The sequence below is a fragment of the Pseudomonadota bacterium genome, from assembly GCA_016719885.1.
Taxonomy (GTDB): domain Bacteria; phylum Pseudomonadota; class Gammaproteobacteria.
In genome coordinates, this window is record JADJYF010000011.1 from 157401 (window position 1) to 174980 (window position 17580).

Here is a 17580-nt window from a genome sequence, read left to right on the forward strand (position 1 = left end):
GGCGCACCGATTCCTTTGGGGGGAGACCAGCGTGACCGTCGTCACCACTGTTGAAGATCTGCGCGTATTGATGAAGAAGCGCGTGCCGCGCATGTTCTATGACTACGTCGACACCGGCTCGTGGACCGAGAGCACCTACCGCGCCAACGAAGCGGATTTCAAGCCGCTGAAGTTCCGCCAGCGGGTGGCGGTCAACATGGAGAACCGCTCGCTGCGCACCACCATGATCGGCCAGGACGTGGCGATGCCGGTCGCGATCGCGCCCACCGGCTCGACCGGCATGATGCATGCCGACGGCGAGATCCTGGCGGCGCGCGCGGCCGAGAAGTTCGGCATTCCGTTCACGCTCTCGACCATGAGCATCTGCTCGATTGAAGACATCGCCGCGCATACCAAGGCGCCGTTCTGGTTCCAGCTCTACGTGATGCGCGATCGCGCTTTCGTCGAAGGCCTCATCGATCGCGCCAAGGCCGCCGGCTGTTCGGCCTTGATGTTGACACTGGATCTGCAGGTGCTGGGCCAGCGCCATCGCGACATCAAGAACGGCCTGTCGACGCCGGTCAAGCCGACGCTCGCCAACCTGCTCAATCTCGCCCTGCATCCGCGCTGGTGCTTAGGGATGCTCGGCACCCGGCGCCGCAACTTCGGCAACATCGTTGGCCACGTGAAGGACGTCGACAACATCGGCTCGCTCGGTGAGTGGACCGCGCGCCAGTTCGATCCGCGCCTGTCGTGGGCCGATGTCGAATGGATCAAGCAGCGCTGGGGCGGCAAGCTGATCCTGAAAGGCATCATGGACGTCGAAGACGCACGCCTGGCCGCGGACAGCGGCGCCGATGCGCTGATCGTGTCCAATCACGGCGGCCGTCAGCTCGATGGCGCACCGAGTTCAATCTCGGCGCTGCCCGCCATCGCCGACGCCGTCGGTTCGCGCATCGAAGTGTGGATGGACGGCGGCATACGCAGCGGCCAGGACGTGCTGAAGGCCTGGGCGCTGGGCGCGCGCGGCACGCTGATCGGCCGCTCGTTTCTCTATGGCCTGGGCGCGCTGGGTGAAGTGGGCGTGGCCAAGGCGCTCGAGATCATCGCGCGCGAACTCGAACTCAGCATGGCGTTCTGCGGCCATACCGATATCAACCGCGTGGATTCGAAGATCCTGATCCCGTAGGCGCGAATTTATTCGCACATTCGCTGCATGCCGAGCCGCCAATGCCACGAATGTCAGACTGAAGTCTGACCCACAAGAGAAGTAGTCATCAGGCCTGTGGGTCAGACTTCAGTCTGACATTGGCACCCGGGCCCGCCTGACGCATTGGAACGTGCGAATGAATTCGCACCTACAGGGCCTCCGCATTCAGAAGGTCTCGATCTCCCACGCGTTCTCGCCATCGCGCATGAATCGCCGAACATCCGCCAGCGCAAGCGTCACACCGGCCTCGCGATAGGGATTGGCGAGCGCCTGCCCCGTCAATGGCGCGCCGTTGAGACGCACGCTCTTCACGCCATGTCCCCGCGTGCCGACGCGATAGGTGTAGCGACAATCGTGGCCGGCGAGCGGCAGGCTGACGGCCAGCCCATCCAGCGATGTCGGCATCACCGGGTCGATGTGCAGATCGCGGCCGGCGAGTCTCAAGCCCAACAGGCTGCGAATGAGGATGGCGATGGCGAGACCGGGGCCGCTCGAATACACGCGCCAGCCGCCGTCAAAGGCAATCTCGCCGCGCGCGATGCGGCCGTAGTCCTCGAAGGCCGCGTAGCGATCGGGGAAGGCGGCGTCGGAACTCGAGTAATAGCAATGGGACGGGCGCGGCGACGCGCCCGGCAGGCGTTGCGCGAGACCGATGGGATTGACCAGGTTGAGCGCGGCAAAGAATGCGTCGGCGCGGCCGACATGGGCCAGCGCCTCGGCATAGCGCAGGTGGGCGTGGGTGTACATGAGGCCGATCTCGCGGCCGAAGAACGCCGCGCTCTCGGCGCGTTGGAACAGGCTGGTCGGGCCGCCGCGATAGCGCATGGGCTTGTCGAACAGGCGCGCGCCGTCGGGGCCGAGCAGGTGCTGCTCGATGAGCGCCAGGTGCCGCGCGGCCTGGGGAGGCGTGAGGATGCCGCTCAGGATCGCATGGGGAATCGGCAGCATGCTGTAGTGCAGGCCGGTCAGCGTGTCGCGTGGATGCAGGAGATAGTCACGACTGCCATCGGCGCGGGTGTGCATGTAACCGGGCACCACCTCGTCGATCACCAGCAGCCGCTGGAAATCCTGTTCGATGCGGCGCGCCATCTCACGCAGGGAATCGGCGCGCGCGGCGTGGGCGCCGCCGCCGAGGCTCGCGGCCAGGGTGTTCAACATCTGGAAATGCAGGGTCACGGTCCAGGCACTGCACAGCTCGTCGCGCAGCTGCGCCGAGGCCGGCTGCATCGAGTCGTTCCAGTCACCATGGCCGTAGGCGATGAGCAAGGTACCGGGCAGGCAGTGCGCCTCGATATGGGCGAGTGCGCGCTCGACGTGTTGCCACAGCGTCGGCACGCCGTCGCCGGCCTGGTGAAACGCCACACGCTCGTCGAGGAACGCCAGATCGTGACTCGCCTCCAGATACCGCGCCAGCGCCATCAAGGGCCAGAAGATGATGTCGCCATGGGAATCGCCGGCGCGAATCTCGCGCTCGCGCTGGAAGAACGTGAACCACTGCGGCCAGTCGCCGGCCTCGTTCTGGGCGGCGAACACGCGCAGCAGCAGGTCGCGCGCCGGCGAGAGCTGGCCGAGCGCCAGCAGCATCTCCAGCGGACCCTGGCAGATGTCGCGCGAGCCCCAGCCGCCGCCGGTGAATTGTTCGAGTCCGCGCGGCGCGAGGTAATGCACCAGCGCGTTGTCGGCGAACCACGGCAGCACGGCCGACCATTGGCGGATTTCCTGCGCCTGCGCGCTGTGCGGCGCGATGTCGAGCCGCATGGCGTTCGCCATCGCCACCGGCGCGCCTAACAGCGACGCCGCGATCGGCGGCGCGTCGAGCAGCTCGCCTGTGAACGTGAAGCGCGCGGCGATGCACGGCGCGGTGCGCAGGCACACATAGGGCGTGTCGTGGGCCTGTCCGTCGTCGAACAGCAGCTCATCGCCGCCGCAGGCTTCGAGCACGGTGTCAGCGGCGGCGCGCAAACGGAAGCCACGCGTGCCGAAGCGCGCGGCGACGGCGCTACCGGCGTGGGCATGCATGAATACGTCCTGGCCTTCACGCCGCCACGCGACGGCGCCGGTATCAGCGCCATCGTCATCGTCGAGCGCGATGTGGTTGGCGAGCAGCACGCGCAGCGGCGTGCCGCGCCGCACGTGGAATTCGACATCGATGCGATGCGCGACTTCATCGGCGCGCGTTTCGACTTCGAGCTCGTGCTCGGCATCGCGATAGAACCAGCGACAGCCGCGCGGCGTGACGGTCCATGCCGACGGCTGGTCGAGCAGGCGCCAGCCGCCCTGCTGTTCGACGAACGCGCGCTGGCCGAGCGCGCGGAACAGGCCGAGATAGCCGCGCGCCGACGACAGCAGTCGATTGATGCCGACATGGCCCTGGGTCAGCATGGAATTGAACACGCCGCCCATCAGCACGGTGCTGGTCAGCGCACCTTCGTCCGGCACCAGTGCGCCACCGCTGCGCAGGATCTGGGCATGGGCGCGCTGCACGGCGTTCTCCTTGGCCGGCGATACCCAGTGCAGGTCGCCGGCATGGAAGCTCGCGATGGTCTCGGCGCCGCGCTTTTCTTCGACCCGCGGCGCGCCGAGCTCCGCGACGAAGGACGCCAGCGGCGCGGCCTCGGCGGTAAACAGCGGCGCGCTGGTGAAGAGCGTGCGTGGCAGCGCGACCAGCGTGACGGTCGATGCCATCTCGGTATCGGGCTGTGCTTCCGGCAGCGCGCGCGCGGCCTGCAGGCGCTCGAGATCGGCGCCGCCGCTGGCGCTCGCATGGTCGGCCTCGAAGCAGCCGACGAAGCCGCGTTGCGCGCTCATGCCCGGCGCGAGTGTGAGCGGCGCGTCCTGCAGGCAGACCAGTGCGTGTTCGTGTTGCAGGCGCATGCCGGCCAGGCCGTCGACCAGCGCGACGGCCTCGGCGCCGGCGCGCGTTGCCGTACCGTGAAACTGCAGTGCATCGGTCGAATAGCTGACCGCGCGATGCAGCGAGGCGATGAGACACCAGGGATGACGGCCGCCCATGGCGAGGTTCTGGCGCGTGGCGATGACGCGACCGTGCGCGGCGTCGAACAGCGGCGTGTGGTCGAGATACTGGCTCGCGAAGTATTCGCTGGTGCGGATGAAGTTGTAGTCGGCGAGCCCGAGATCCTGGCTGTGGATGACATCGACCGTCAGCGCATGCGTGTTGCCATTGCGCAGCGCGACGTGCCAGAACCAGGTTGCGCTGTCCTGCGCCAGGCGCAGGCTGACGCGATAGCTCAAGCCCTGCCACACACCGCGCACGGCAAAGCCATCGTCCCCTAGTTCGAGGCGCGAGGGGCTGCGCGGCCCGAGCAGCGCGGTCGCCGCCGGACTGCCGCCGAGACGGCGCAGGTAGAGATTGCACGGCCCGCCTTCCATGGCGTTGCCGCGAAACAGGTTGAGCATCAGCGCTTCGTGATCGATGCGCGTCACCGTGGCGTTGGCGTCGACGGTGAAGCGCAGTCCGGCGGCGTTGGTGAGCGTGCGGCGGGTCATGGCTGATCTCCACATACAAAAACAATATGCGCGGGCAGCGCGTGGCAACGCCAGGAGGCCTGGTCGAAATCGTGCCGCGCGATGCCGTTGACGGTCAGCGCGCGCAGCGGCGCCGGTAACGGTGGGCGCAGCACCAGGCCACCGGCCGGCAGCGTGATGCCCGCGTCGACATGCATCTCCACGCGCTGCGCGTCGAGGCGGCGCAGGCGGTAGCTGAGTGGGCCGTGATGCGTGGCGAGCGCGGTGACGGTCACGCCCTCGTCGTGCAACCACGCTCCGTCGACGCCGGCCGCCAGCACCAGGCTCGCGTCGTCATGGTGCTCGTAGGCGAAGGCGCTGGTCAGGGCGTGGATGTATTCGGCGCCTATCCAGCTATGCGGCAGGTCACCGAGGAAGGCCGGCGCGTCGTAGTCGCGCCACGATTGTTCGGGCCACTGGCGCCACGCGGCGGGGCGGCAGTCGGCCAGCAAGGCATGCAAGACCGCCAGCGCGTCGTCGCGCCGCCCGAGGCGCAGCAGGGCGCCGACGATGCGGATCTCGTAGGCGCTGTAATTGCTCCAGCGCGTGCTGTCGCTGCGTTCGGCGCGGATCGCGAGGTAACGGTCGAAAGTCGCGTCCAGCGCCGCGCGCGGCAGACCGTCGCCGTCATCGGCGACCGTCAATGCAATGGCGATGGCGGTGGCGTCGAAATCGCCGAGTTCGACCGAGCCCGGAATGAAGTCGATGCCGTGGGTGGCCATGCTGCGCGCAAGCGACGCATGCAGGTCGGTGCGGAATTCAACGGCGAGCGCCGTAATGCGCCGCGCCTCGTGTTCGTCGCCGGCCTGCGCGGCCAGCCACGCGACATCGCGCAGGCCGCGCAGCGCCCAGAAATCGTCCCAGTAGGCGTGTACCGGCTGCGCCATGTAGCCTTCGTGGCTCATGGACTCGGGCAGCAGTCCGAAGCAGGCGGTGTCTCGATACTGCTCGTCCAGGCGTCGTGCACGCAGGCTTTCCAGGCGCGCCAGCACGCGCTGCGCGCGCGGCCATTGGCGGGCGAGGAAGGCCGGGTCAGGCGCGAGGCGCAGCGCTTCGGCGACGCCGTGCAGGTACTGGCCATAGGCGTCGTATTCCGGCAGCCATTCGGCGCCATCGTCATCGACGCAGTCCGGCAGTTCACCATCGTCGCGTTGGAAGGGTCCGTACCAGTCGAGCAGGCGCTTCAGCGGCTCCACCATGCCAAGGCGCGCCAGGGCCGTGCCCATGCCGACCGCGTCGCGCAGGTAGGCGCGCGTGTAACGACGCGGGCCGGGCTGCAGGCGCGCATCGCGACGATTGACGAGGATGTGCGCCGCGGCGGTGAGCAGGGTCAGGACCGGCGCGCGCTGCGCGGCGGGCAGGCGCAGCGGCGCCACGCCCAGGCGGCTGCGCCATTCATCGGCGGCGTGCGCATGGGCGAGCGCCGCGTCCGTGCACGACGGATTGCCGCCGGCCGCTGCGACCCGGGCGTGGATGTCGATGCTTTGCCCGGCCGCCAGCGTGCGGCTGAACACCAGGCCCGCGCTGGCCAAGCCTGCGTCATCGCGGACTTCGCAGGCCGCGAAGCCCTGCGCGCCACGCAAGGCTTCGAGCAGCGACTCGCCGGCGCCATGCTCGGCGACGACGGCGTCGGCGGCGGGCGTCACCGCCAGCCGGCGCGCGTGGTTGACCGTCAGCCCGTCTCTGTCGGCGGCCAGGTGATGCAGCGACGTGATGCCGCCGTGGCCCTGCCATTGCTGCCAGATCGGCGTCACCAGGAACGGCCGCACCACGAGCTGCAGGGCGAAGGTTTCGGCCGCGCTGCCGTGATGGCTGAGCCGGTAGCGCACATGGAGGGCGCTGTCCTCGCCGCTGCCCAGCATCACCGGCGCGATGTCGAGCGTGAAGCCCGGGCCGCGCCAGCGTACGCGCGGCAGCGGCAGGCAATCGTCCTCGAGGGAGGCTTCGAGTTCGACATCGGCCCAGGTGAAGAGCGTGGTACCTGCCGCGACGAACGGCTCGACGGCGAAATCGCCGCCATCGACTTCGACCAGGCCCTCGGTGTTGATCAAGGCCACGCCCGAGCCGCCGGCGGCGCCGGTCACCGTCCAGTAGCTCTGCTGCTCGCGCAGCGCCTTGGGATAGACGCCGGGCGCCGCTTCCAGCGCCATGGACGCGAGGCCGTCGTAAAGATTCGGCGCGTAGTACCAGGGCGCGAACGCGATGTGACGCACGGCCGCGCGCGCGGCGCCGCCGTCGACGCGCAACCTCAGGCCGGTGCTGCGCGTGTCCGGCAACAGCACCGTGCTGCGCGGTCCCGGGCGCTGCTCGCTGCGATGGCGGCATTGCCACGCGCCATCGGCATCACGCACGTCGATGGCATGGGCGACCGGCAGGGCGTCACGCCGCCAGTCGATGTGCACGGCGCTGAAGGCGCGCTCGCCGCCGAAGTCCAGGCAGAGGGACTGTTCGCCGGCCGCCGCGCTTTGCCAATGGCGCGGGTCGTCGACGAGTACGTCGATGGCGGGATGCGCGGCCTCGGCGCTGGACGCGTGCACGCGCGGCGTCGCGTCATAGGTGAGATCGCACAGGCGCAGATTACGCAGGCTGAGCGTGCCGCGGCCGCTGCCGACCACCGCTATCTCCAGCGCATCGCAGTGCGCCAGTCGCCGCGTGCGCCGCGCGCCCCAGGCATAGATGATGTCGCGCGCCGCGATGTGCCATGGCGTCCACGCGACGCCCAGCTCGAAATGCTCATCGCGCAGCCGCCACACGTTGGCCAGGCTGTCGTCCACCAGCTTGAATTCGACGATGTGCTGCCCGCCGTGGCCACGACGTTCGAGCGTGAAGGCGTAGTCTTCGGGCAGGGTCAGTGCCAGCGCGCGTCGCGCGATGACGAAGCCGCCGCCGGCGAGATCGTAGTCGAGATGCATGATGCAGCCGTCGCCGTCACGCGCGTGGCGCAACTGCAAGCGCGCCGCGCCGGGCGCGATCGCCTGCCACGGCGCGAGATCGCAAAAGTCGTCGAGCAGGGTGTCCTTGCCGGTCACGCGCGACCGCCATGCTCCGGCAGCATTTTGCCGTGGGCCACGCGCCGCAGCTGCCAGGAACCACCTTCGGCGAGATCGAGCACCAGGTCGAAGTGCTCGAGATCCTGCGTTTCGGGTTCCAGCGCGATGTAGGTGATGCCGCGTTGCGCGAACAGGTCCAGTATGTGGTTGATGGTGTGCCGCTCGAGCGTCACGCTCAGGCGTTCCAGCATCACGAAGCGCGGTCGCGCCAGCAGCACGTGGGCGCATACCAGGAGCTGCTGTTCGCCGATGGTCAGCAGCGAAGTCCACTTCTGCTCGGTGTCGATGTCCACGCAGCGCGCCAGCACCGCCTCCAGGCCGACCATGCGCAGGGTCGCGAGCACGGTGTCGCGAAACGATTCCACGTCCGCCTGCTCGCGATCGTCGGCCAGCAGTACTTCGAGCAAGGTGCCGTCGGGCAAGTAGGGTTGTTCGGTGACGAACATCATCTGTTCATTGCGCGGGCGGATGATGCGGCCGCGGCCCCAGTTGCGGATGCCGGCGGTGGTGCGCATCAGCACCGAGCGCACGTCGTTCTGTGCGCCGCGCACCAACAGGCACGCGCCCGGCAGCAGCACCAGGTTCAGGTCGGCGATCAGGATGCGATGGCGATGGGCCGACAGCATGGTGACGTTCTCGAACGCCAGGCGCCCATCGTCCTCGACGGTGGTGATGCCGTGATGCGGATCGTGGTCGCCGTTGTCGATGGCCATGATCAACGCGTCGAGACGTGCCACCACCGCCGCCAGCGACGACAGCAGCTGGGTTTGGGTGACGATCAGCGAGAACGCGCCCAGCAGGTGGGTGAAGGCCACCGCCGACTGCGTGATGACGCCGAACTCGATATCGCCGCGCATGAACAGCGGCGCCACCATCAGCGCCGGGATGATCTGGATGAGCCAGTTGTAACCGGTGGTGAAGAAGCTCAGGTTGCGCTGGACCACGATCACGCGGCCGGCGTTTTCCACCAGGTGGTCGAGATGGCGGCGCAGGTGGCCGGAGAAATTGCCTTCGCGGCCGGTCAGCGCCACCAGCGCGGCATTCTCCTTGACGTGCACCAGGGCCGCGCGAAAGTCCGCTTCGCGGTCGAGCTGCTGGTAATTCAAACGCACCAGCGGGCGCCCGAGCAGCAGGCTGAGCAAGGTGCCGACGGCCGCGTACAGCACGCCAACACCGAACAGCGCGGGGCTGATGGTCCACAGCACGGCGGCGAAAGACACCACCGTCAGGCTGCCGTTGAAGATCATCAGCACGAAGGACAGGGTGACGGTGGTGAACGACCTGACATCCTCGGCGATGCGCTGGTCCGGGTTCTCGATGCCGGCCACCGTCGCGACCTTGAGATAATTGCGCCGCGCCATGTAACGCTCGAGCAGGCGCGTGGTGGCCCAGTTGCGCCACACCAGGCTCAGGCGATCCTCGTAATAGCGGCCCAGCACCGAGCACAGCGTGGCGACCGCGAACACGCCCACCCACACCAGCGCCTGGGCGACGAAGGCCGGGTGGTTGCGTTCGGCGAGCGCGGTCATGAAGTTGCGCCCGACGTAGCTGTTGACCACGTTCAGGCCGTTGCAGGCGAGCGCGAACAGGATCACGACCGCGAACAGGGTGCGCGCCATGAGGCCCGCATCGGGCGCGCGCGCGAAGGCGTGGATCTGGGCCAGCCAGTGCTGCCAGGTCTCGCGGGTGAAGGTGATTTCGGGGCGCGGAGTCACGAAGCGGGAGTGGACCGGCGGACAGCGTCCGTGCGAAGCGCGCGCCGCGGCGTGGGCCGACAGCGCGCGTTGCGGTTACAGGGTGATGAAGCCGCGCCGCACCGCGATGGTGACAGCGTGGGTGCGATCGTTGGCGTTGAGTTTCACCATGATGTTGCGCACGTGCATCTTCACGGTTTCTTCGCTGATCGAAAGCTTGTGAGCGATTTCGCGGTTGCGATGGCCGCCGGCGATGAGCTTCAACACTTCGAGTTCGCGCGCCGACAGGTTCTTGTCGGTCAGGTGCTCGGCGATGTGGGTGGCGACGCGCTCCGGGATGCGGGTCTTGCCGGCGTTGACGCTGCGGATGATGTCCAGCAGTTCCGACATCGCCATGCCCTTCAGCACGTAGCCCTTGGCGCCGGCGTTGAGCGTGCGCTGCATGGGCACGTCGCCGGTCTCGGTGGTCAGCACCACGATGCGGGCATCGGGGAACTCGGCGCGGATGGCGGCGATGGCCTCGGTGCCCGAGATGCCCGGCAGGCGCAGGTCCATGAGCGTGACATCGGGCCGGTGGGTGCGGAATTTCTCGATCGCTTCCTCGCCGGTGCCGGCCTCGGCCACCAGCTCGAAGCCGGGGTCATTGGCCAGGACCGCGGACAGTCCTTCGCGGAATATCGGGTGATCGTCCACGCACATGACGCGGATCGGCGAGGGGGTGATGTTTTGTGCCAACACGTGCTGTCCTTCAGTCGAGATATGCCGAGGCGCCCGGCAGGGTCAATGTTACCGCGGTCCCACCGCACTGTCGCCGCTGCAATTGCAGTTGCGCACCGATGGTCGCGGCGCGTTCGCGCATGCCGCGGATGCCGTAATGGCCTGGTCGGCCGTGGGTCATGAATTCTTCGCGGATGCCGGCGCCGTCGTCGCTGACCTCGACCGTGAGGTCGTCGCCGAAATGCACGTGCAGGCGGATCACCCGCGCGCTGGCGTGACGCACCGCGTTCAGGCCGGCCTCGCGGCAGATGACCTGGATCTCGCTCGAGATGCTGGGATGGATGTTGCGTTCCATGCCTTCGATTTCCACCACGCAGCGCGCGTCGGATTCGGTGGTGAGTTCGGCGCTGAGGTTGTCGAGACCGGCCGACAGTTCATAGACGCCATGGGACGACGAGCGCAACAGCGACAGCACTTCGCGGCCTTCGGTCACCGCGTGGCCCGACGCCGCCAGCGCGCGGGTGAACAGGTCCGCCGCCGACGGGTCGCCGGCCTTCACCCTTTCCAGCCCCGCTTCCAGCATGAACTGCATGCCTTGCACGCTCTGCAGCAGGGTGTCGTGCAGATCACGCGCGATGCGCAGGCGCTCTTCCTGCTGCGCCACGCGCGCGCGGGTCTGCAGGGCCTTGATGCGGGCATCCTCCTGCTGGTGGGCGAAGGCCTCGCCCAGCGCGCGCATGATCTGATCGGCCAGCATGCGGAAGAAGGTGATGTGATCGTCGTCCAGTCGCTTGTGCGGACTGACGCCCGCCACCACGATGGCGCGCGGCGCGCGCGTGTCGGGCGACACCAGCGACAACACGGCCAGCTGTTGCGCGGGGATGCGCCACGCGCCGAGCGGCAGCGGCTGCAGGGACGGTGTGACGTCGAGAAACTGCAGCAGCGGGCGCACGTCGCGCGTGACGAAATGTGCGAGCGGCGAGGCGCTGTCGGCGCGCAGCACCGCTGGGCTCAGGGGATGATCGCTGTCGATGTTGGCGACCGCGTGCAGCTGCGCCTGGGCGCCGTCTTCGTCGCACAGGTACAGCGCGGCGAAGGGAATGTCGTAGGGGTTCTCGGTCAGCACCTCGGCGGCCACGCGCAGCGTCTCTTCGCTGCGCCGCGCGCGACGCGTGGACAGGCCCAGGCGCTGCAGGGTGTGCAGGCGCCGCTCGGCGATGACGCGCGTGGAGGTTTCCGGCACCGTGACGAACGCGCCTTCGATCTGTTCGTACTCGTTGACGATGGGCGCGTAGCTGTAGGTGCAATAGAACTCTTCGAGGTAGCCGCGGCGGTTGATGAAGCTCGGCGAATCGACGGTGCCGGAGGATTCGCCGCGATACAGGGTCGCCTCGAGCTGCGGCTGCATGATCTCGAAGATCTCCGGCCACACCACGTCGGCCGGTTGCAGAAGCGCCCACGGATGCTTGGTGCCAAGCAGCGAGGCGAAGGCGTCGTTGTACAAAAGCAGGTGCTGCGGGCCCCAGTAGATGCAGCTGCACAGGCGCGAGCCCAGGCACAGGGTGACGGCGGTGCGCATGGCGTGGGACCACTGCTCGGGCGCGCCGAGCTCGGTGTGTTCCCAATCGATCTGGCGCATGCGCATGGCCATGCCGGAGTTGCCGCTGAACAGGCGCAGACGCGAGGGCGTGGTGACGGCGGCGCCACGCCCGAAATTGCGCGGTGAACCGATGGCGGACATGGTCAGGCGCGTGCGCGCCGGCGTGCCGCCGGTGGCGTGTCGGTAGCCGCGTCCGAAGGCGCAGTGCGGCATGTGCTTGCTCTCCCCTGTGAAGGCGCCATGCGTGCGGCCGCCTGGGCCTATGGTAGACCCGTACGGCGGCGGATGCGACCGCGGGCGCGGGTTGCTCCGCGCCCTGTAGGTGCGAACCAATTGGCACATTGGGTCAGGCCGAAGCGACCCACAGGATGCTGCGGGTCAGGCACCTACAGGCGGCGCGCCGTCGTCGATGCCGCCCGTAGTAAACTCCGCCCCCCATGCGCAGAATCGTCATCACCGCCGATGATTTCGGCTTCAGCGAGTCGGTCAACGAAGCGGTCGAACGCGGCTTTCGCGATGGCGTGCTGCGCAGCGCCAGCCTCATGGTATCGGCGCCGGCGGCGGCCGACGCCATCGCGCGTGCGCGGCGTCTGCCGGGGCTCAGGGTCGGCCTGCACGTCACGGTGGTGCAGGGCCTGTCGGTGCTGCCGGCGGCCGACATCCCGCATCTCGTCGATGACCACGGGTGCTTTCCCGATAACCTGCTCAGCGCCGCCCTCGGCTGGTTCTTCCATGGCGCCACGCGCCGCGAGCTCGGGCGGGAAATCGCCGCCCAGTTCGCCGCCTTCCGCGCCACCGGCCTCACCCTCGACCACGTCGACGTGCACAACCACATGCACCTGCACCCCTCGGTGCTGAGCGAGATCATCGCCAACCTCGCCCCCGGCGAGGCGGCGGTGCGCCTGCCGCGCGAGCCCCTGGCGCAGGCCGGCGTGGCCGGCGTGCTGCTGGCGCCGTGGATTGCGCTGATGCGCGCGCGTTTGCGGCGCGCGGGGCTGGCGCATAACGATTGGCTGCTGGGCATACGCGACAGCGGGCGTGTCGACGAGGCCTGCCTGCTCGCTTATCTCGAGCACCTGCCCGCGGGCAGCGTCGAAATCCACCTGCATCCGGCGGTGACGCGCGACGCCGCGGTGGCGGCCGCCATGCCGGGCTATTTCAACGAGGCCGAGTGCGCGGCGCTGCAAAGCGCGGCGGTGGCGGCGCGGCTGCGCGCACTGGCCATCGAGCCCGGCGGTTTCAGCGACCTGTTCGATGCCGGCCTCTGAGGCCGACCAGCGACGCGGGCATTCGACCTCGGGCGCGCGCTCGGCGATGATCGCGCCAGTAATTTCAACCTCGACACATTGACGGACATTCCCATGGCTTCCATTCCCGCATCGGGCGCCGCGCGCCCGCCGGTTCCCCCCATTCGCATCGATTTCAGTGCCGAAGACCGTCGCTGGATCACCGAACGCATCGACGAAGTGCTGGCCAACGGCCAGCTCACGCTCGGCAAGTACGGTGCCGAGTTCGAAGCCGAGTTCGCCCGCCAGGCGGGCGCGAAGCACGCCATCGCGGTGAACAGCGGCACCTCGTCGCTCGAGATCATCCTGCGTGTACTGAAGGTCGAAGGACGCGACGTACTGGTGCCGGCCGACACCTTCATGGCTACCGCCACCGCCGTCATCGCCGCCGGCGGCAATCCCATCCTCATGGACAGCGATGTGCGCACCATGTCGACCACGCCCGAGGAGATCCTGCGCAAGCTGACGCCCAATACCGCCGGCATCATGATCGTGCACATCGCCGGCATCGTCACCGACGCCATGCCCGCCATCGCCCAGCTCGCCAAGGACAAGGATCTCTGGCTGGTGGAAGACGCCGCCCACGCGCACGCCTCGCGGCTCGACGGCAAACACGCCGGCACCTTCGGCATCGCCGGTTCCTTCAGCTTCTATCCGACCAAGGTCATGACCAGCGCCGAGGGCGGCATGATCGTCACCGACGATGACGATCTCGCCAGCGAAGCGCGCATCTACCGCGACCAGGGCAAGGCCAGCTTTCACCAGAACCTGCACGTGCGCATCGGCAGCAACTGGCGCATGTCCGAACCGCACGCGATCATCGGTCTGCGTCACCATGCCCACCTCGAACAGATGGTCGCCGATCGGCGCAAATGGGCGGCGCGCTACGACGCGGCTTTCGCCGCCCAGGACTTCGGTGTCACGCCCATCGCGCCACCGGCCAACTGCCACGCCAATTACTACAAGTACCCGGTGATGCTGCGCGACGGCGTCGATCGCGCGGCGCTGAAGCAATGGCTGCGCGAAAGCCACGGCGTGATCTGCGCCGGCGAGGTCTACGAAAAGCCCTTGCACCAGCATCCGGCGCTCGCGCACCTCGCCACGGCGGGCCTCGAACAGGCCGAATACCTGTGCGCGCGCCATATCTGCCTGCCGATGTTCGCGAGCATGACGGCCGAGGAAGTGGATCGCGTGCTCGAAGCGCTGGCTGACGCCAAGGCCAAGGGCATGCTGTAGGTGCGAATTTATTCGCACCTTCTTCGCTCAGGGCAAGCCATTGTCGCCAATGGCTGACAAGGTGTGCGAATTGACGGGTCGACCAGTCTGACCTGGTGATGCGATTTCAGCCCCGCATCGCGGCCCGCCAATCGAGGTGATAGGCGGCGCCGACGCCGAGCCCCAGCGCCGACCACGCGAGTTCACGCGCGCGGCGCAGGGCGGCAAGGGCGAGGCCGACTTCGGCGCTGCCGCCGAGCGCGCCGATCACGTATACCGTCACCGCTTCCACCGATCCGAGCTGGGCGGGCAGGAAGAAGGTCAGGGAGCGGATGGTGACCACCGCCGCTTCCGCCACCCAGCAATGGCTGAAGGGCAGCGCGGCATCCAGCAAGGTCAGCAGCAGCCACACTTCCGCGGCGCCGCCCAGCCAGTTCGCGAAGAACAGCAGGGTGCTGCCGGCGAAACGGCGCGGCTGCGCGCGCGCGAAGTCCGCCAACGCCGCTTCGATGTCTTCCAGGCCATGCTTGACGGCGGCGTAGCGCGCGCCGCCCCAGCGTCGTTCGAAAGCGTGCAGGGCGTGGCGCAGCCAGCGCTGGTGCAGGCCGACCATGGCGAGCGCCATCAGCGCCACGAGGGTCAGGGCCGCGCCGCTCAACATGTCGGCGATGGCCGGCGGCAGGATACCCAGCCACGCCGCGAGCAGCGCACCGATGGCGACGAACAGGGCTTCGGCCAGCGCCAGCAGGGTCTGCATCAAGAGCAGCGTGGCGGCGGCTTCGCGGTAGCCGACCGCGTAGTGCTGCTTCAACAGCCACGCCTTGATCGGTTCGCCGCCCAGCGAGCCGAACGGCATCACCACGTTCATCGCTTCGCCGACCATGTTGACCAGCCACAGCTGCCATAACCAGGCGCGGCGCACGGCGCGCCCGGTGAAGGTCAGGGCCCAGGCCCAGATCTCGGCCGCCCACGCCAGCGCGAACAGGCCCAGCACCGCCAGCGCGCCGGGTATCGACAGGCGCGTCAGCCGCTCGCCAACCGCGGCCATGTCGCTGTTCGCAATGACCAGGCCCAGCAGCGCCAGCGCAACGGCGAGCGCCAGCAGTCCGCCCAGCTTCACGCGGTCTCGTCGCGCGGCACGATGCGGCCGCCGCGCGTCAGCTTGAAGGTGTTGCCGCGCCATTCGAAGGTATTGCGGGTCAGGGCCAGCGCCCACGACGCGAGCGCCAACACGTCGCGCAGCGGCAGCCACGGCAGCGTGACGAGCGTTTCGTCGTCCTGCTGGATGCATGCCACCAGCGCGGCGCTCGCCACGCGCACCGCGACGCTCGAGCCCAGCACCAGCAGGCCGGCGCCGGACAGGCCGCTCAAGAGCGCGAACAGCAGGGCGAAGGGCACGGCGCGGGTGAGGATGGTCAGCGCGAAGCCCGGCAGGTTGGCGGCGCGGGTGTTCTGGTCCCAGTAAACCTGGTGCCGCCACCAGGCGCCAAGGTCGGCATAGTCGGGCGTGAGATCGATGGTCAGCGGCAGCAGGCGCACGTCGAGGCCGCGTTCGTGCAGGCGCCGGCCGAGTTCGTGATCCTCGACCAGGTAATCGGCGAAGGCCGCCATGCCGCCCACCGCTTCCAGGTCGCTGCGACGAAAGGCGATGGATGCGCCCAGGCAGAAGATCGCGGCGCGCGTCATGTAGGTGAAGATCACGCTCGGCATGAAGTCGGCGTTGATCGAGAGCAGGTCGAGGCGCTCGGCGAGATTGCGTGCGCCACGGATTCGATACAGGCTGCACACGAAGCCGATGCGCGGGTCGGCGAGCGGCGCCACCATGCGCCGCAAGTAATCGCGCGGCGCGAACACATCGCTGTCGCTCACCACCAGGTGCGCGTGGCGCGCGGCGCCCATGCCGATCACCATGTTCTGCACCTTGCCGTTGACGCTCGGCGGGCTTTCGCCGATCACCACCGTCACGCGCTCGGGATATTCGGCTTCGAGCTGGCGCAGCAAGGGCAGCGCCGGGTCGTCGCGGCGCTGCAGGGACATCACTATCTGCAGTTCGGGATAGTCCTGCTCGCAGAAACTGCGCAGGCCGGGTTCGAGTTCACGGTCGAGGCCATAGATCGGTTTCAGGACGGTGAGCGGCGGCAGCGGCAGCGCCGGGTCGGTGACGCGGCGGGAGTAGAAGCGCCAAGTCGCGAGCACCGTCAGCACGCTGAAAATCGAGCCGCTCACGACCGGGATCAACAGCACGAGGGTGAGCAGGGATAGGGCAGTCATACGCTTTCACCGCGGGACCGCCGCACCTTAGAACCAGCGCGCCCGCAACGCAATCGCGCCCGGGCGAGGCGGGCGCGTGAGCCAGGTACCAGGGGCAATCAGTAGCTGTCGTCCGCCGCCCAGTCACCGCGCCAGCGCGGATCGTAATGGCTGCCCTGGCGCAGGTAGCGGATGTCGGTCGACAAGCGCATCTCGTCGCTCTGGCAGTCCAGCGAGGCATGCACGATCAAAGGCGAATGGATGACGACGTCGCCGGCCGCGTAGTCGGTGACCAGCCAACGGCGGCCGGTATGTTCCGCCATCCATTTCAGGTCATGGGTGAGGGGACGGCGGTCGCCGGGGCGGTCATAGGGCGCGACATCGCGCACGCGCCGCGAAATGTCCTGCTCCTGGTGGGAATCTTCGAGATAGACGAGGCCCCCCGAGGACACCGGGCAATCACCGAGCGGCACCCACAGGGTCACGAGATCGCGGGCTTCGGCCTCGACATAGGTGCCGTCGATGTGCGCGCGCGATGAGGCCGGCCGGCCCGGCACGAAATGCCGGATGGGCGTGCGCCGCAGACGCTCCACCGGTCCGCCCAGCACCGCCTCGGCGGCGCCGCGCAGCAGCGGGTGCTCGGCGAAATCCCTGAAGAAATCCTCGCGCACGAAGTCGTAGGCGGGGTGGCCACGCGTGCCGTGGGCCGGCAGGCCTGCGGGTTCCAGGCCCGAGAACGCCGCGCGCCGGCTGTCGCCGTCCTTGACGAAACTGGCGGGGAAGCGCTGGAAATAGCGCTGGCGCATGGCCAGCACGACCTCGCGCGGCAACAGGCCGCGCAGGTAGACATAGCCATGGCTGGCAAGCTGTGCGCTCGCGCTGCCGTCGGCGAGGGAAGCCGGCGACGAGGCGTGCAGGGGGGCGACGTATTCAGGAGCGCGCGGCAGTGGAAGGCCGTTGGAGACCAGCGTCACTTGAGACATGCGTGTTGGCGATTCGCGTTGGAGTGAGGGCGCGCAGGATACACAAAAAAAGATTAGAAGTCCGTTAGATC

The 17580-nt window shown here is 68.3% G+C and carries 11 protein-coding genes; 3 read left to right on the forward strand and 8 right to left on the reverse strand.

Going from position 1 to position 17580, the window contains the following annotated elements; genetic code table 11:
- The first annotated feature begins 31 nt into the window (after positions 1–31).
- Positions 32–1168 carry an alpha-hydroxy-acid oxidizing protein gene (locus tag IPM80_13045; GenBank protein ID MBK8959326.1) on the forward strand — a complete coding sequence of 379 codons (1137 nt, stop codon included), beginning with the start codon at positions 32–34 and terminating at the stop codon, positions 1166–1168.
- Between the two features lie 186 nt (positions 1169–1354).
- Here IPM80_13045 and IPM80_13050 read toward each other — a convergent pair whose 3' ends face one another.
- The 5 genes from IPM80_13050 to IPM80_13070 form a co-directional block, all read right to left on the reverse strand.
- Positions 1355–4711: a hypothetical protein gene (locus IPM80_13050; protein ID MBK8959327.1), complete on the reverse strand. Its 3357-nt coding sequence runs from the start codon at positions 4709–4711 to the stop codon at positions 1355–1357.
- Positions 4693–7743 carry a hypothetical protein gene (locus IPM80_13055; protein ID MBK8959328.1) on the reverse strand — a complete coding sequence of 1017 codons (3051 nt, stop codon included), beginning with the start codon at positions 7741–7743 and terminating at the stop codon, positions 4693–4695. The genes IPM80_13050 and IPM80_13055 overlap by 19 nt, the downstream gene beginning before the upstream one ends.
- Positions 7740–9479, reverse strand: coding sequence for an ABC transporter ATP-binding protein/permease (locus tag IPM80_13060; GenBank protein ID MBK8959329.1), 1740 nt, complete (start codon positions 9477–9479; stop codon positions 7740–7742). Before IPM80_13060 ends, IPM80_13055 begins: the two co-directional genes overlap by 4 nt.
- A gap of 75 nt (positions 9480–9554) precedes the next feature.
- Positions 9555–10157: a response regulator transcription factor gene (locus tag IPM80_13065; protein MBK8959330.1), complete on the reverse strand. Its 603-nt coding sequence runs from the start codon at positions 10155–10157 to the stop codon at positions 9555–9557.
- A 49-nt stretch (positions 10158–10206) separates the two neighbouring features.
- On the reverse strand, positions 10207–11988 hold the full coding sequence (locus tag IPM80_13070) for a hypothetical protein (GenBank protein ID MBK8959331.1): 1782 nt from the start codon (positions 11986–11988) through the stop codon (positions 10207–10209).
- A 224-nt stretch (positions 11989–12212) separates the two neighbouring features.
- Here IPM80_13070 and hpnK point away from each other — a divergent pair, with 224 nt between their 5' ends.
- Both hpnK and IPM80_13080 read left to right on the forward strand, forming a co-directional pair.
- Positions 12213–13043 carry a hopanoid biosynthesis-associated protein HpnK gene (gene hpnK / locus IPM80_13075; protein MBK8959332.1) on the forward strand — a complete coding sequence of 277 codons (831 nt, stop codon included), beginning with the start codon at positions 12213–12215 and terminating at the stop codon, positions 13041–13043.
- Positions 13044–13136: 93 nt separating this feature from the next.
- Positions 13137–14297, forward strand: coding sequence for a DegT/DnrJ/EryC1/StrS family aminotransferase (locus IPM80_13080; GenBank protein ID MBK8959333.1), 1161 nt, complete (start codon positions 13137–13139; stop codon positions 14295–14297).
- A gap of 106 nt (positions 14298–14403) precedes the next feature.
- Here IPM80_13080 and IPM80_13085 read toward each other — a convergent pair whose 3' ends face one another.
- The 3 genes from IPM80_13085 to IPM80_13095 all read right to left on the reverse strand — a co-directional run bounded on the left by IPM80_13085 (position 14404) and on the right by IPM80_13095 (position 17509).
- Positions 14404–15396, reverse strand: a complete 993-nt coding sequence (locus tag IPM80_13085) for a flippase-like domain-containing protein (GenBank protein ID MBK8959334.1) — start codon at positions 15394–15396, stop codon at positions 14404–14406.
- A complete protein-coding gene (locus tag IPM80_13090) occupies positions 15393–16547 on the reverse strand; it encodes a glycosyltransferase (GenBank protein ID MBK8959335.1) in 1155 nt (384 codons plus the stop codon). Before IPM80_13090 ends, IPM80_13085 begins: the two co-directional genes overlap by 4 nt.
- 98 nt (positions 16548–16645) lie before the next feature.
- The gene (locus IPM80_13095) at positions 16646–17509 is read right to left on the reverse strand and encodes a phytanoyl-CoA dioxygenase family protein (GenBank protein MBK8959336.1); all 864 of its coding nucleotides are present in this window, start codon (positions 17507–17509) and stop codon (positions 16646–16648) included.
- Positions 17510–17580: the final 71 nt, after the last annotated feature.

What these genes read in the sequence shown, in the direction of transcription:
- IPM80_13090 (MBK8959335.1), bottom strand. Translation starts at nt 16,547, where the DNA reads ATGACTGCCCTATCCCTGCTCACCCTCGTGCTGTTGATCCCGGTCGTG.
- IPM80_13070 (MBK8959331.1), bottom strand. Translation starts at nt 11,988, where the DNA reads ATGCCGCACTGCGCCTTCGGACGCGGCTACCGACACGCCACCGGCGGC.
- IPM80_13095 (MBK8959336.1), bottom strand. Translation starts at nt 17,509, where the DNA reads ATGTCTCAAGTGACGCTGGTCTCCAACGGCCTTCCACTGCCGCGCGCT.
- IPM80_13065 (MBK8959330.1), bottom strand. Translation starts at nt 10,157, where the DNA reads ATGTGCGTGGACGATCACCCGATATTCCGCGAAGGACTGTCCGCGGTC.
- IPM80_13080 (MBK8959333.1), top strand. Translation starts at nt 13,137, where the DNA reads ATGGCTTCCATTCCCGCATCGGGCGCCGCGCGCCCGCCGGTTCCCCCC.
- IPM80_13050 (MBK8959327.1), bottom strand. Translation starts at nt 4,711, where the DNA reads ATGTGGAGATCAGCCATGACCCGCCGCACGCTCACCAACGCCGCCGGA.
- hpnK (MBK8959332.1), top strand. Translation starts at nt 12,213, where the DNA reads ATGCGCAGAATCGTCATCACCGCCGATGATTTCGGCTTCAGCGAGTCG.